11 protein-coding genes are annotated in these 14,840 nt (G+C 72.8%); all 11 read left to right on the top strand.

Annotation, left to right across the window (positions count from 1 at the left end):
- Nucleotides 1–86 precede the first annotated feature (86 nt).
- The 11 genes from AB0N90_RS11805 to AB0N90_RS11755 all read left to right on the top strand — a co-directional run bounded on the left by AB0N90_RS11805 (nucleotide 87) and on the right by AB0N90_RS11755 (nucleotide 14,775).
- Entirely contained in the window at nucleotides 87–1,298 is a 1,212-nt protein-coding gene (locus AB0N90_RS11805; protein ID WP_136101221.1) for an ROK family transcriptional regulator, read from the top strand.
- Between the two features lie 105 nt (nucleotides 1,299–1,403).
- Entirely contained in the window at nucleotides 1,404–2,756 is a 1,353-nt protein-coding gene (locus AB0N90_RS11800) for an ABC transporter substrate-binding protein (RefSeq protein WP_365195246.1), read from the top strand.
- A 3-nt stretch (nucleotides 2,757–2,759) separates the two neighbouring features.
- Nucleotides 2,760–3,701: a sugar ABC transporter permease gene (locus tag AB0N90_RS11795; protein ID WP_365195243.1), complete on the top strand. Its 942-nt coding sequence runs from the start codon at nucleotides 2,760–2,762 to the stop codon at nucleotides 3,699–3,701.
- A gap of 2 nt (nucleotides 3,702–3,703) precedes the next feature.
- Nucleotides 3,704–4,597 carry a carbohydrate ABC transporter permease gene (locus tag AB0N90_RS11790; protein ID WP_365195241.1) on the top strand — a complete coding sequence of 298 codons (894 nt, stop codon included), beginning with the start codon at nucleotides 3,704–3,706 and terminating at the stop codon, nucleotides 4,595–4,597.
- 7 nt (nucleotides 4,598–4,604) lie between these two features.
- Entirely contained in the window at nucleotides 4,605–5,870 is a 1,266-nt protein-coding gene (locus AB0N90_RS11785; protein WP_365195239.1) for a 6-phospho-beta-glucosidase, read from the top strand.
- Nucleotides 5,861–6,847, top strand: coding sequence for a BadF/BadG/BcrA/BcrD ATPase family protein (locus AB0N90_RS11780; RefSeq protein WP_365195237.1), 987 nt, complete (start codon nucleotides 5,861–5,863; stop codon nucleotides 6,845–6,847). The genes AB0N90_RS11785 and AB0N90_RS11780 overlap by 10 nt, the downstream gene beginning before the upstream one ends.
- Nucleotides 6,848–7,068: 221 nt before the next feature.
- Nucleotides 7,069–8,523 (top strand): hypothetical protein, encoded by a 1,455-nt coding sequence (locus AB0N90_RS11775; protein ID WP_365195235.1) that lies wholly within the window; start codon nucleotides 7,069–7,071, stop codon nucleotides 8,521–8,523.
- Nucleotides 8,524–8,537: 14 nt separating this feature from the next.
- Nucleotides 8,538–9,566 (top strand): glutamate ABC transporter substrate-binding protein, encoded by a 1,029-nt coding sequence (locus AB0N90_RS11770; protein ID WP_365195233.1) that lies wholly within the window; start codon nucleotides 8,538–8,540, stop codon nucleotides 9,564–9,566.
- Nucleotides 9,567–9,607: 41 nt separating this feature from the next.
- On the top strand, nucleotides 9,608–10,879 hold the full coding sequence (locus AB0N90_RS11765) for a hypothetical protein (RefSeq protein ID WP_361668232.1): 1,272 nt from the start codon (nucleotides 9,608–9,610) through the stop codon (nucleotides 10,877–10,879).
- Nucleotides 10,879–13,407, top strand: a complete 2,529-nt coding sequence (locus tag AB0N90_RS11760) for a tetratricopeptide repeat protein (RefSeq protein ID WP_365195231.1) — start codon at nucleotides 10,879–10,881, stop codon at nucleotides 13,405–13,407. Before AB0N90_RS11765 ends, AB0N90_RS11760 begins: the two co-directional genes overlap by 1 nt.
- Nucleotides 13,408–13,410: 3 nt before the next feature.
- Complete coding sequence (locus AB0N90_RS11755) at nucleotides 13,411–14,775, top strand: protein phosphatase 2C domain-containing protein (protein WP_365195230.1); 1,365 nt, start codon at nucleotides 13,411–13,413, stop codon at nucleotides 14,773–14,775.
- The last annotated feature ends 65 nt before the right edge of the window (nucleotides 14,776–14,840 follow it).

Here is a 14,840-nt window from a genome sequence, read left to right as displayed (position 1 = left end):
CTCACGTATTGACGCCCCCTCCCCGCCGGGCTTACGTTCGGGCGGAATAGGAAAGTTTCCTAACAGTGAGGCAGGTGTCGGGACCCATGGCAGGAACGGCCGGTACGCCGGGGACTCCGCGCGTGCTGCGGGCGATGAATGATCGTGCCGCGCTGGATCTGCTGCTGGAGCACGGGCCGCTGTCCCGGACCCGGATCGGGAATCTGACGGGGCTGTCCAAGCCCACCGCCTCCCAGCTGCTGGCCCGGCTTGAGGCCGCGGGGCTGGTCAGGGTCACCGGGACCAGCGAGGGGCGGCCGGGGCCCAGCGCCCAGCTGTACGCGGTGCACCCCGGTGCCGCCTACGCCGCCGGGCTCGATGTCGCCCCGGACCGCATCCGCGCCGCCGTCGCCGACATCACCGGCCGCACGATCGGCGAGTACGAGCTGCCCACCCCCGGCAGAAGGCCCGCGCAGTCCGTCGTACGACAGGTCACCGACGCCCTCGACGGCGCCGTGAAGGCGGCCGGGCTGGCGCGCGGCGAGCTGCACCGGGTCGTCATCGGCACGCCCGGCGCGTTCGACCCGAACACCGGGCGGCTGCGCTACGCCTCGCACCTGCCCGGCTGGCACTCCCCCACGCTGCTCGACGAACTCGCCGCCGCGCTGCCGATGCCGGTCGAGTACGAGAACGACGTCAATCTCGTCGCCGTCGCCGAACAGCGCCTCGGTGCCGCCCGCGGCCACGGGGACTTCGTGCTGCTGTGGAACGAGGAGGGACTCGGCGCCGCCCTCGTCCTCGGCGGCCGGCTGCACCGCGGCTGGACCGGCGGCGCCGGTGAGGTCGGCTTCCTGCCGGTGCCGGGCACGCCCCTGGTGCGCCAGGTGACCCGGGCCAACAGCGGCGGCTACCAGGAGCTGGCCGGCGCCCAGGAGCTGCCGAAGCTGGCCCGTGAACTCGGCGTCCCGGACGTGCCGTCGGGGCCGTACACCGAGTCGGCCCGCGAGCTGCTGGCCCGCGCCGCCGACCACGCGGACGGCCCGCACCGGGAGCTGCTGACGGCGTACGCGACCCGGCTCGCCACCGGTCTCGCCGCGCTCGTCTCGGTCCTCGACCCCGAACTCGTCGTCCTCAGCGGCTCCGCGCTGACCGCCGGCGGCGAGGTGCTGCGCGCCCTGATCCAGGCCGAGTTGGAGGAGCTGGCGGCGGCCCGGCCCCGGCTCGTCCTCGGCGACATCCGTGAACACCCCGTCCTGCGCGGCGCGTTGGAGTCCGCGCTCGCCACCACCCGGGACGAGGTCTTCGACACCTCGCGCTGACCGGCCGGGGCTCCGATAAAGCCCGGGCCACGAAACACCCCCGCACCGCACACCCCCGCACCGCGCCCTCCCCACCCCGACCCGAACCGTCCTGGGAGATCCGCCATGCCCACCGCAACACCCGGAGTCACCAGAGCCACCCGCAAAGCCGCCCTCGCCCTCACCGTCTCCGCCGTACTGCTGACCGCCGCCTGCACCGGGCAGTCCGACGCGGGTGCCACGGACGACCCGACCAAGGACACGACGATCAACTTCTGGCACGCCTGGAGCGCGCCGAACGAGGTCGCGGCGGTCAAGTCCCTGGTCGCCGGGTTCGAGAAGGCGCACCCCAACATCCATGTGCACATCGTCGGCAACATGACCGACGACAAGATCAACCAGGCGCTGCGCACGGGCGGCGGCGACGCCCCGGACGTGATCTCCTCCTTCACCACCAACAACGTGGGCAAGTTCTGCTCCTCCGGCGCGCTGATCGACCTCAATCCCTTCCTGAAGAAGGCGGGCATCGACCCCGCGCGCACCTTCCCGAAGGCCATGAACGAGTACACCCAGTTCGACGGCGACCGCTGCACCGTGCCACTGCTCGGCGACGCGTACGGGCTGTACTACAACAAGACGGCGTTCGCGAAGGCCGGGATCGATCAACCCCCTAAGACCTGGAGCGAGTTCGAGGCCGACGCCAAGCGGCTGACCGTGCCCGCCGGGGACTCGTACAAGCAGCTCGGGTTCATGCCCGACTACCACGGCTGGGAGACCACCACCGAGCACTACTTCGGCCAGTTCTCGCCGACGTACTTCACCGCGGACGGCAAGTCGAACGTCGCCAAGGACCCGGCTTTCCAGGAGGGGTTCGCGCTTCAGAAGCGGCTCGTGGACGAACTCGGCGGATTCCGGAAGCTGGAGCGGTTCCGCTCCACCCTCGGCGACGAGTGGGGCGCCAAACACCCCTTCCACACCGGCCAGGTGGCCATGCAGCTGGACGGCGAGTGGCGGCTCGGGATGGCCGAGCAGGCCAAACCGAAGTTCGAGATAGGCGTCGCCCCGCTGCCCGTACCGGACGATCAGTTGGACCAGTACGGCAAGGGCTACATCACCGGCACCATCACCGGCATCGCCGCCACCAGCCGCAAGCAGAACGCCGCCTGGGAGTTCGTGAAGTACATCAGCACGGACACGGACGCGGTGGTCGGCTTCGCCAACGACATCCACAATGTGCCGTCCACCCTCGCGGCCCTCAAGTCCCCGAAGCTGACGTACGATCCGCGCTTCAAGACCTTCCTGGACATCGCCGCCGACCCCGACTCCACCACCACGCCCGCCTCCCTCAACGGCGGCCAGTACCTGGTGACGCTCCAGCAGTTGGGCTACGACTACGAGAGCGGCAGGGTCACCGATCTGACGGCCGGGCTGAAGAAGGCCGCCGCGCAGATCGACACGGACATCGCGCAGGCGAAGTAGCCGATGAGCACGCTCACCCTGGCCGCCAAGCGCCGCCGCTCGGCGCTGCGCACAATCGCCTTCCTGTCACCGTGGCTGATCGGCTTCGCGGTGTTCTTCGCGTACCCGCTGATCTCGACGGTCTACTTCTCCTTCATGCACTACGACGGCTTCCGGCCGCCCACCTGGAGCGGCGGGAAGAACTGGACGTACGTCTTCACGCACTACCCGCTGTTCTGGCCCGCGCTGCGCAACACGCTGTGGCTGGTCGTGGTGATGGTGACCCTGCGCGTGGCCTTCGGGCTCGGCATCGGGATGCTCATCACGAAGATCAAGACGGGTACCGGCGTCTTCCGCACCCTGTTCTATCTGCCCTATCTCGCCCCGCCGGTCGCCGCCACCATGGCCTTCGCCTTCCTGCTCAACCCCGGTACCGGGCCGGTCAATTCGCTCCTGGAGAAGGCGGGGATACCGGCGCCCGGCTGGTTCAACGACCCGGACTGGTCCAAGCCGGCGCTGACCCTGCTCGCGCTGTGGGGCATCGGCGATCTGATGGTGATCTTCATGGCCGCGCTGCTCGATGTGCCGAGGGAGCAGTACGAGGCGGCCGAGCTGGACGGCGCCTCCGCCTGGCAGCGGTTCCGGTACGTGACGCTGCCGAACATCTCCCCCATCGTGATGTTCGCCGTCGTCACCGGCGTGATCCAGGCGATGCAGTGCTACACGGAACCGCTGGTCGCGGGGAAGGTGGCCTCCGGGGTGATCCAGGGCGCGGGCGCCCAGTTCGAGCCCGGCTACCCGGACAAGTCCACGCTCACCCTGCCCCAGCTCGTCTACAACCTCGGCTTCCAGCGCTTCGACTACGGCTCCGCGTGCGTCGTCGCCCTCGTACTCTTCGCCCTCTCCATGGCGTTCACCGCGCTTCTGATGCGGCGCCGGGGCGGCCTGATCCAGGCAGGTGACTGACCATGACCCAAGTACTCGTCGAACCACGGAAGTTGGTCGAGCCGTCCGCGCCCGCGCGACGCACCGCCCGCCGCAAGGAGCTGCTCCGGTGGATCGCGGTGCACTCCCTCGGCGTCGCCGCCGCGCTCTTCTTCGTACTGCCCTTCGTGTTCGTGCTGCTGACCTCGCTGATGAGCGACAGCCAGGCACTGAGCCGGGATCTGATCCCGGGCACCTGGGAGTGGGGCAACTACCGCAAGGTCTTCGACACGCCCGGCTTCCTCACCTGGTGGCGCAACACCCTGATCTACGCGGGCCTGGGCACCGTACTGACCGTGGTGTCCTCGATCCCGGTGGCGTACGCGCTCGCCAAGTTCCGCTTTCCTGGCCGCAATCTGGCCCTGATGCTGGTGATCTCGATGATGATGCTGCCCCCACAGGTCGTCGTCATCCCGATGTACCTCTTCTGGGCGAAGCAGCTGGGCCTGTCCGGGACGCTGTGGCCGCTGATCATCCCGATGGCGTTCGGCGACGCGTTCTCCATCTTCCTGCTGCGCCAGTTCCTGATGACGATCCCGAACGAGTACGTCGACGCCGCCCGGGTGGACGGCTGCGGCGAACTGCGCACCCTCGTCCGGGTCGTACTGCCGATGGCCAAGCCCGGCATCGCCGCCGTGGCCCTCTTCCAGTTCTTCAACGCCTGGAACGACTACTTCGGCCCCCAGATCTACGCCTCCGAGAACCCCGGTGCCTGGACGCTCAGTTACGGCCTGGAGTCCTTCAAGGGCGCACACCACACCGACTGGAACCTCACCATGGCCGCGACGGTGCTGGTCATGGCCCCCGTCATCGTCGTGTTCTTCTTCGCCCAGAAGGCATTCGTCGAAGGCGTCACGCTCACCGGAGTGAAGGGTTGATCTCTGTATGAAACTCACCGTGGTCGGCGGCGGCTCGACCTACACCCCCGAACTCGTCGACGGCTTCGCCCGGCTCCGGGACACCCTGCCCGTCGAGGAACTGGTCCTGGTGGACCCCGACGCCGAACGCCTGGAGCTGGTGGGAGGGTTGGCCCGGCGGATCTTCGCCAGGCAGGGGCACGGCGGCCGGATCGTGACCACCGCCGACCTGGACGCGGGCATCAACGGCGCCGACGCGGTGCTGCTCCAGCTGCGCGTCGGCGGCCAGGCGGCCCGGCGGCAGGACGAGACCTGGCCGCTGGAGTGCGGCTGCGTCGGCCAGGAGACCACCGGCGCGGGCGGCCTCGCCAAGGCGCTGCGCACCGTACCGGTCGTGCTGGACATCGCCGAGCGGGTCCGGCGCAGCAACCCGCGCGCCTGGATCATCGACTTCACCAACCCGGTCGGCATCGTCACCCGCGCACTGCTGCACGCCGGGCACCGCGCGGTCGGCCTGTGCAACGTGGCGATCGGCCTCCAGCGCAAGTTCGCCGACCGCCTCGGGGTGAGCCCGCAGGACGTGCACCTCGCGCACGTGGGCCTCAACCACCTCACCTGGGAGACCGCCGTACGGCTCGGCGGGCCGGAGGGCGAGAACGTGCTGCCCAAGCTGCTCGCCGAGCACGGTGACGCCATCGCCGACGACCTGCGGCTGCCGCGCGCCCTCCTCGACCGCCTCGGCGTCGTCCCCTCGTACTACCTGCGCTACTTCTACGCCCACGACGAGGTCGTACGGGAGCTGCGCACCAAGCCGTCGCGGGCCGAGGAAGTGGCGCGGATGGAGCGGGAGTTGCTGGCGATGTACGGCGATCCGGCCCTGGACGAGAAGCCGGCGCTGCTCGCCAAGCGGGGCGGGGCCTACTACTCGGAGGCCGCGGTGGACCTGGCGGCGGCGCTGCTGCGCGGCCAGGGCAGCCCGTACCAGGTGGTGAACACGCTGAACAAGGGCACGCTGCCGTTCCTCGCCGACGACGCGGTGATCGAGGTGCAGGCGGCGGTCGGCCCGACCGGTCCCGCGCCGCTGCCGGTGCCGGAGGTGGACCCGCTGTACGCGGGCCTGATCGCCCAGGTGACGGCGTACGAGGAGCTGGCCCTGGAGGCGGCGCTGCGCGGCGGCCGGGACCGGGTGTTCCGCGCCCTGCTCGCGCACCCGCTGATCGGCCAGTACGAGTACGCCGAGACCCTGACCGACAGACTGATCGCACACAACCGGGAGCATCTCGCGTGGGCCTGACCTCGACCGACACCGCGAGTGTGCTCGCCATCGACGCGGGCAACAGCAAGACCGACGTGGCCGTGGTCAGTGCCGCGGGCGAGGTGCTGGCCACGGCGCGCGGCGGGGGCTTCCGGCCGCCCGCGGTCGGTGTCTCGGCGGCCTTCGACGCGCTCGCCGAGCCGGTGCGCCGCGCGCTGGCGGACGCGGGCCTGGACCGTGTCACCCATGTCTCCGCGTGCCTGGCCAACGCCGATCTGCCGGTGGAGGAGGAGCAGTTGGCGACCGCGCTGCACGCGCGCGGGTGGGGCGGGGCGGTGGAGGTGCGCAACGACACCTTCGCGATCCTGCGCGCGGGCGTCGCCGAACCCCGGGGCGTGGCGGTGGTCTGCGGGGCGGGCATCAACTGCGTGGGGATGCGGCCCGACGGCCGTACCGCGCGCTTCCCGGCGATCGGCCGGATCTCCGGTGACTGGGGCGGCGGCTGGGGCCTCGCGGAGGAGGCGCTGTGGTTCGCGGCGCGGGCCGAGGACGGCCGGGGCGAGGCGACGGCGCTCGCGCACGCGCTGCCCGCCCACTTCGGGCTGTCCTCCATGTACGCGCTGATCGAGGCGCTGCACCTGGAGCATCTGGCGCCGGAGCGGCGGGGCGAGCTGGCCCCGGTGCTGTTCGCCACGGCGGCGGGCGGCGACCCGGTGGCGCGGGCGATCGTGGACCGGCTCGCGGACGAGGTGACGGTGCTGGCCACGGTCGCACTGACCCGCCTCGAACTGCTGGACGAACCGGTGCCGGTGCTGCTCGGCGGGAGCGTGCTGACGGCCGGGCACGACCGGCTGGACGACGGCATCCGCGCCCGGCTCGCGGCCCGCGCCCCCAAGGCCACCGTGCATATCGTCAACGCGCGTCCGGTGCTCGGCGCCGTCCTCCTCGGGCTGGACCGGCTCGGGGCGGCGGCGGGGGCGCAGGAGCGGGCGCGGAGGTACTGGGAAGCGCCCTGAGGTACGGGGAGGCGCCCTGGACTCTCCCTGTGGAGAAACGGTTTCCTCGGGGCAGGTCAGGGCATGGGCCACGCCCCGGCCCGAGGAACCGAACACCTGCTCCCGGCGTGTATAGAGGCAGCGCGCACGGGGATCCGCACAAGATCCAGTGAAGGCCGGTGCGGAATGTCGGTCCGTGCGGCGATACTTGGCTGCGTACGGATGACCATGGGGGAGGTCGAGTGACACACCCGCCGCAGAGCGCAGCACCACCCATCGCGGGCTCCGCCGTGCCCGCGGCCCCCGGCATCCCCGCCCAGCCCGCTCCGGCGCCGCCTCAGGCATCGCCCCACGCGCCGCAGCCGCCCCGGGCGCCGCGCCCGCGGCGGACCGCCTTCGCCGAGGGCACCGAGAAGCTGCGGGCCGCGGCGACCACCGAGCCGGGCCGGCTGCGCCTCATCGGCGCCGTACTCGCCCTGCTGGTCGTGGCGTTCGGCGCGGTCACCGCCTGGCAGAGCAGCGAGCGCGCGGCCGCCGCGGACGACGTGCTGCACCGCAGCCAGCCGCTCAGCTCCGGCGCCGCCGACATCTACCGCTCGCTGGCGGACGCCAACACCGCCGCCTCCAGCGGCTTCCTGGCGGGCGGCCAGGAGCCCGCGTCGACCCGCGACCGGTACGAGAAGGACATCAGCGCGGCCGCCTCCGGCCTGGTCACGGCCGCCGCCAACTCGGAGCCGGGCTCCGCCTCCGAGGCCACCATCGCCCGGCTGAACCGGCTGCTGCCCGAGTACAAGGGCCTCGTGGAGCGGGCCCGCACCTACAACCGCCAGGGCTACCCGGTCGGCGGCGCGTATCTGCGGTACGCCAACGAGAAGATGCAGACGGAGATGCTCCCGGCCGCGGAGGACCTCTACACCAAGGAGAACGCGCGCCTGGACGCCGACTACGGGGACGCGACGCCGTACCCCTGGGCGGCCATCGCGCTCGGCGTGCTCGCCCTGGCCGGGCTCGGCTGGGCCCAGCGCCGCGACTATCTGCGCACCAACCGCGTCCTCAACCAGGGCCTGGTCGGCGCCGGCTGCGCCACCGTCGTCGCGCTGCTGTGGCTCACCGTGGGACACACCGTCGCGCGCTCCGAGCTGACCGGCTCCTACGACCACGGCATCCGCTCCCTGACCGTCCTGCACGACGCCCGCATCGCCTCCCTGAAGGCGCGGGGCAACGAGAACCTGAGCCTGGTGGCGCGCGGCGCCGAGACCGTCACGGTCGACGGCAAGCAGTACGACACGTACTACTACGACTTCGACAAGGACATGACCGCGCTCGGCAAGGGCCTCGGCCGGGCGGCGCAGCTCGCCGACGACCCCGGCGGCACCGCGCCCGTGAAGTCCGCCGAGGCCGGCACCGCGCTGTGGAAGCAGCGGCACGGCGCGGCCCGTGCCGCGGACGAGAACGGCGACTACCAGCAGGCGCTGGACAAGGTGATCGGCGCCAAGGGCACCACCGGCGAATGCTTCGACGGTGTCGACAGCGACCTCGCCCGCGCGATAGGTCATGAGCAGGCCGAGTTCCAGCGGGCCGCCACGAGCGGGCGGGACGCCATGACCGGGCTGCCCGTCGGCGCCGCCGCCCTCGCGGTGCTCGGCGCGGCGGGCGCCCTCGCCGGGATCGGCCGCAGGCTTTCGGAGTACCGGTGAGAAGGGGCGGGGCGATGGACGCGAGCCGGCTGCGCGGCTGGGGCGGGGTCGGCACGATGGCGGTCCTGTGCGCCCTGGCGCTGGCCTTCGTCCTGCTGCTGCCCTGCACGCAGATCACGCACCACCACCACGCCGCCCCGGACCGGGCCGGGCAGCAGCTGGCCGAGGGCAGCCAGGTGCGCGCCGGGTCCTGTCAGGACTCCGAGGCGCAGAAGCAGACCCTCGCCCCGTCCGGCGCGGACGGCCCGACCATCGACGCCATCAAGGCCCGCGAGGGCGCCCGGCGCAAGCTGATCGTCGGCGTCGACCAGAACAGCTACCGCTGGGGCTACCGCAACCCCAACACCGAGGGCGCCCAGCTGGAGGGCTTCGACATCGATCTGGTGCACCGGATCGCCCAGGACATCCTCGGCGACCCGGACGCGGTCCAGTTCAAGGCGATACCGACCAACCAGCGCATCTCGGCGATCCAGGACGGCCGGGTGGACATGGTCGTCCGTACGATGACGATCACCTGCGAGCGGCTCGGGCAAGTCGCGTTCTCGGCGCCGTACTTCAAGACCGGTCAGCAGGTCCTCGCCCCCAAGTCCTCGGCGATCACCGGGTACAACGGCACGCTGGCGCACAAGAAGGTGTGCACGGCCACCGGTTCGACGGGGTACGCGAAGCTGGACGCGGACAAGAAGGCCGGGACGCTGCCCGCCTCCACCGACCTCTCCACCACCGTGCCCAACCAGCTGGACTGCCTGGTGCGGCTCCAGCTCGGCGAGGTGGACGCGGTGGTCACCGACGGCGCCCTGGCGGCGAGCCAGGCCGCGCAGGATCCGACGGTGGAGCTCAAGGGCGCGCCTTTTACGACCGAGTACTACGGAGTGGCGATGAAGAAGGACGCCTCCGATCTGGTGCGCCGGGTCAACCGGGTCCTGGTCGCCTACCGCGCCAGTGGCTGGCAGGCGTCGTACGACACATGGCTGTCGGCCACACTGGGAAAGGACTCCTCGGCGTCCAAGCCGCCCGCACCGCAGTATCTGCGCACCAGTTGAACCACGGCCGACCGGAACACACAGCAAGCGAGAGGTGATCGATGGGCGTCACGGACCCCGCCGGGCCGGTGATGGACCGGGACGAGGTGGACCGTGCGCTGGCGCGGCTCGGCCAGGAGCACGAGGCCATCGAGACCTCGCTGCTCGCCCTCCAGGACCACGCGGGCCGCAGACTCCTGGAGGGTGCCGAACTGTCCGGCGTCACCCAGGAGCGCTGGCAGGCCACGGAGGACCGGATCACCCTGCTGTGGTCATACTTCGACGCCTATACGGCCGCGCTGCGCGGCGCCCGCGAGATCCGCTCCCGGCGCCGCTGGTCCAGCCGGGAGGACCTGGCCGAGCTGACCGAGCTGCTGCGCGGCACCTCCGTCGCGGTCGCCGGGCCCGGCACCGGCCGGCTCAGCGAGAGCTTCTCGCTGGCCGAGCTGGTGGACCGGATGAACGAGATGTACGCGACCAGCCTGGACCTGGTCGTCACCGCCGACGCGGTCTGGTCGGCGCTGCCCGCGCGGATCGATCTGCTCGCCGCCGAGCTCCAGCGCACCCGGCAGCTCGCGCACTCCGTCGGCGTGCGCCCCGGCGAGCACCCGGCCGGGGACGACCTGGAGCGGATCACCCGCACCCTGACCCGGCTGCGCGAGGACGTGATCCGCGACCCGCTCGCCTTCTGGGTGCCCGCCCGGGGCAGTTCGGCGCCCGGCGGCGGCCGCCCGGACACCACGGTGTACGACCGCGAGGCGCGCGCCCTGGAGGACGTGCGCCGGGAGATCGACGCGGTGCTGACCGTGCGCCAGGACGCGGAGGCCCGGCTGATCCGGCTGCGGGACGTCCTCTCGCGCGCGGACCGCACCCTCGCCGAGGCCCGCACGGCGCGCGGCGAGGTGCTGGCGAAGATCGCCGCCACCGAGGTGCCGGTGGTCAGCGGCCCGCCGACCGTGCTCCAGGAGCAGCTGGCGACGGCGGCCGAGTACCGGCGGGCCGCCCAGTGGCACCGGCTGTCCCCGCTGCTGGAGTCCCTCGAACAGCGGGCCGAGGACGAACTGCTGCGCGCCCGCGAGCAGTTGACTGCGGTCACCGCGCCGCTCGCGGTCCGCGCCGAACTGCGCGGCCGGCTCGACGCCTACAAGGCGAAGGTGGCCCGGCACGGCCTGGCCGAGGACCCGTTCCTGGTGGAGCGGTACGACGCCGCCCGGCGGATGCTGTGGAGCGCGCCCTGCGATCTGCGGGTGGCCGAGGGCGCGGTGCTGCGCTATCAGCGGGCGGCGGCCGAATTGCTGGACGGCGCGCCCGAGGACCGTAAGGGGGACCAGTGATGAGCGGGGCCGGGCGGGCCTGTCAGCGGCCGGGCTGCGAGGGGTCGTACGAGGACGTCGGCGGCGGCGAGCTGTACTGCGACACCTGCGGTCTGGCGCCGGTGGTGTCGGCGACCGGGATGGTCGGCTCGCCGCCCACCGGTGTCACCCGGGGCGCCGCCGAGAGCCGGGGTTCCGGCAGCGCCCGCAGCGCGCGCACGTCCTCGCAGTCGTCCAGGTCGCGGCGCTCGGTGTCCGGGCGCCTGTCGCGGTCCCTGTCCGGCGGCGCCGCCACCACCCGCTCGGTGTCGGTGCGCAGCTCCGGCTCCTCCTCGGGGTCCTCGGGGCGCGGCCGGCTGGGCGCGGGCCTGGTGGATGTGCCGCAGGTGCCGCGGCCCGACCCGCACACCATGGTCCTGGACAACCCCGAGGTGCCCGAACGCAAACGGTTCTGCTCCCGCTCGGACTGCGGGGCGCCGGTGGGCCGGGCCCGGGGCGAACGGCCGGGCCGCACCGAGGGGTTCTGCACCAAGTGCGGCCACCCGTACTCCTTCGTGCCCAAGCTGAAGGCCGGGGACATCGTGCACGGCCAGTACGAGGTCGCGGGCTGTCTCGCGCACGGCGGCCTGGGCTGGGTCTATCTCGCCGTGGACCGGGCCGTCTCGGACCGCTGGGTGGTGCTCAAGGGCCTGCTGGACACCGGGGACCAGGACGCGATGGCCGCCGCGATCTCCGAGCGGCGCTTCCTCGCGGAGATCGAGCACGCCAACATCGTGCGGATCTACAACTTCGTGGAGCACCTGGACCAGCGCACCGGCTCCCTCGACGGCTACATCGTCATGGAGTACGTCGGCGGCAAGTCCCTCAAGGAGATCGCCAACGCCCGCCGCACCCCTGAGGGCAGACGCGATCCGCTGCCGGTGGAGCAGGCGTGCGCGTACGGCATCGAGGCGCTGGAGGCGCTCGGCCATCTGCACAGCCGGAACCTGCTGTACTGCGACTTCAAGGTCGACAACGCCATCCAGACCGAGGACCAGCTCAAGCTGATCGACATGGGCGCGGTGCGCCGCATGGACGACGACGAGTCCGCGATCTACGGCACCGTCGGCTACCAGGCCCCCGAGGTCGCCGACGTCGGCCCCTCGGTGGCGAGCGACCTGTACACCGTGGGCCGCACCCTCGCCGTGCTGACCTTCGACTTCCAGGGCTACACCAACGTCCACGCCGACTCGCTGCCGGACCCCGAGACCGTCGAGGTCTTCCGCCGCTACGAGTCCTTCTACCGCCTCCTGGTCCGCGCCACCGACCCCGACCCGGCCCGCCGCTTCGGCTCCGCGCAGGAGATGGCGGAGCAGCTGACGGGGGTGCTGCGGGAGGTCGTGGCCCTGCAGAGCGGCCAGGCCCGGCCGGCCCTGTCGACCCTGTTCGGGCCCGAAGTGCGGGTCACGGACCCGGAGTTGTTCCCGCGTCTGCACGCAGACGTGTCGCGGCTCGGGGCACGGGAGATCCGGGGGCGCAGGCGCGGCACCGCCGCCCCCGCGTCGGCCCTGTCCCCGACCGCACCGGCCCCGGCGCCGACCGCCCCGGCCCTGTCCCCGACCGCCCTGGTCAAGCCGCTCGACTTCCCCGCCGCCGCCCTCGCGCTGCCGGTGCCCCTGGTCGACGCGAGCGACCCCAACGCCGGTCTGCTGGCGGGTCTCGTGGCGTCCGCGCCCGGTGAGCTGCTCGGGGCGCTGGCCGCGGCGCCCGCGCAGAGCGTGGAGACCCGGCTGCGGCAGGTGCGGTCACGGCTGGAGACCGGGGACCACCACGGTGCGCGGACCGCTCTCGCCGCGCTGGACGAGGAGCGGCCCGAGGACTGGCGGGTGGTCTGGTACCGGGGCCTGGCCGCGCTGGTCACCGGCGACTTCGAGGGCGCCGCGCTCGCCTTCGACGCGATCTACGACGCCTTCCCCGGCGAGGCCGCGCCCAAGCTGGCGCTCGGCGCCTGCGCCGAGGTGCTGGGCCAGCTGGACAACGCGGCCGACTACTACCACCTGGTGTGGACGACCGATCCCAGTTATGTGAGCGCGGCGTTCGGGCTCGCCCGGGTGCGGCTCGCCGCCGGGGACCGGCAGGGCGCGGTGCGCACGCTGGAGTCGGTGCCGGAGTCGTCCATCCACTACACGGCCGCCCGGGTCGCCGCCGTCCGGGCCCGGCTCAGAGGGCGCACCGCGGCCGCGGGTGACGTACCGTTCCTGGAGGATCTGACCGCCGCCGCCGGGCAGGTCGAGGCGCTCCAGGCGTACGGGCTCGACCCGGCGCGGCGCGAGGTGCTGTCGGCGGAAGTGCTCGGCTGTGCGCTGGACTGGATACTCTCGGGGGACCGGAACACCGCCCGGACGGCTTCCGGCGGGCGGGTGCTGCTGGGCAGCGGACTGGACGAGCGGGGCCTGCGCTTCGGCCTGGAGCGCGCCTACCGCACGCTGGCCCGGCTGGCCCCCGGCGGCCAGGAGAGGAACGAACTGGTGGAACGGGCCAACCGTTACCGCCCCCGGACGTGGGTGTAGTTGATGTCCCAGATGCCCCAGCAGGCCGCACCGGCCACATGCCCGAGCTGCGCGGAACCCGTCGAACCGGACGACCTCTTCTGCGGTGCGTGCGGTCACGACCTCTCGGTGCTGCCCGCCCCGCCCCAGGACCACGCCACGCCGGCCATGACCGGCTCCCGGGACTCCGGTGTCCCGGCCCCCAGGGCCGGCGTGCGGTGGCCCGCCCCCGAGCCTCCCGGCTCCGACTCCACCTCCCCCAAGACGCATCTGCCGACCGATCTGCCCGGCACCGACTCGGGCGGCCACCCGCTGCACCCCGGCACTCCGGGGGCGCCCGCGGGAGCACCCGGGTCCGGCGTCCGCCTCGACCGGCCGGCGGAACCCGAGGAGTACCCCTTGCAGGCCCCCGACCCCCGCGCCGCAGGCGAGACCCCCGCACCCGAACAGCGGCCCGAGGAGCACGCGCAGCCCGCCACGACCTGTGTCGCCTGCCGCGCCGGCCGCGTGGACAGCGACGGCTACTGCGAGAACTGCGGGCACGCCCAGCCCCGCGAACGCGACCACATGGAGCGGGAGTCGGGTCCGGTGGCCGCCGTCAGCGACCGCGGGCTGCGCCACCACCGCAACGAGGACTCCTTCGCGCTCGGCCACACCGCGCTGCCCGACGGCGGCCCCGCCACGCTCGCCGTCGTCTGCGACGGCGTCTCCTCGGCGACCCGCCCCGACGAGGCGTCGGCCGCCGCCGCGCGCGCGGCCGGTGACGTCCTGCTCGCCGCCCTGCCGCGCGGCACGCATCCGCAGGCGGCCATGCACGAGGCGATCGTCGCCGCCGCCGGGGCCGTCAACGCGCTGGCCGGGGAGCCGGACGCGGCCCGCGAGCACGACCCGCACCAGAACGCCCCGGCCTGCACGATCGTCTCCGCCGTGGTCGCCGCCGGGCTCCTGGTGGTCGGCTGGGTCGGCGACAGCCGCGCCTACTGGGTGCCGGACGACCGCGCCGCGCCGCCCGCCCGGCTGACCGAGGACGACTCCTGGGCCGCGCAGATGGTCGCCGCCGGACTGATGAGCGAGGCCGAGGCGTACGCCGACGAGCGCGCCCACGCGATCACCGGCTGGCTCGGCGCGGACGCCTATGAACTGGACCCGCACACCGCGTCGTTCAAGCCGGACCGGCCCGGTGTGGTGGTGGTGTGCAGCGACGGGCTGTGGAACTACGCCGAGACGGCGCAGGAGATGGCCGAGACGATCCCGGCGGACGCCGCCGCCCGGCCGCTGCACAGCGCCCGTGTCCTGGTCGGCCACGCCCTGGACGGCGGGGGCCACGACAACGTAACAGTGGCCGTACTGCCGTTCCCCGCACCACCGCAGGGGGCAGGATCGGCCTGAGGCCACGGGGGCCACGGGGGCCACGGGCCGGAGGGGACCGGCCCGTACACAGCACCGCCGCGCGT

This window comes from Streptomyces sp. NPDC093018, from assembly GCF_040684035.1.
Classification (GTDB): Bacteria; Actinomycetota; Actinomycetes; order Streptomycetales; family Streptomycetaceae; genus Streptomyces; species Streptomyces murinus.
The sequence above is the reverse complement of the archived record's forward strand: the minus strand, read 5'-3'. Positions and strand labels throughout refer to the sequence as shown.

Bases quoted from the DNA above. Each gene is read 5' to 3' on its own strand.
- AB0N90_RS11805 (WP_136101221.1), top strand. From the start codon at position 87: ATGGCAGGAACGGCCGGTACGCCGGGGACTCCGCGCGTGCTGCGGGCG.
- AB0N90_RS11800 (WP_365195246.1), top strand. From the start codon at position 1,404: ATGCCCACCGCAACACCCGGAGTCACCAGAGCCACCCGCAAAGCCGCC.
- AB0N90_RS11795 (WP_365195243.1), top strand. From the start codon at position 2,760: ATGAGCACGCTCACCCTGGCCGCCAAGCGCCGCCGCTCGGCGCTGCGC.
- AB0N90_RS11790 (WP_365195241.1), top strand. From the start codon at position 3,704: ATGACCCAAGTACTCGTCGAACCACGGAAGTTGGTCGAGCCGTCCGCG.
- AB0N90_RS11785 (WP_365195239.1), top strand. From the start codon at position 4,605: ATGAAACTCACCGTGGTCGGCGGCGGCTCGACCTACACCCCCGAACTC.
- AB0N90_RS11770 (WP_365195233.1), top strand. From the start codon at position 8,538: ATGGACGCGAGCCGGCTGCGCGGCTGGGGCGGGGTCGGCACGATGGCG.
- AB0N90_RS11765 (WP_361668232.1), top strand. From the start codon at position 9,608: ATGGGCGTCACGGACCCCGCCGGGCCGGTGATGGACCGGGACGAGGTG.
- AB0N90_RS11760 (WP_365195231.1), top strand. From the start codon at position 10,879: ATGAGCGGGGCCGGGCGGGCCTGTCAGCGGCCGGGCTGCGAGGGGTCG.
- AB0N90_RS11755 (WP_365195230.1), top strand. From the start codon at position 13,411: ATGTCCCAGATGCCCCAGCAGGCCGCACCGGCCACATGCCCGAGCTGC.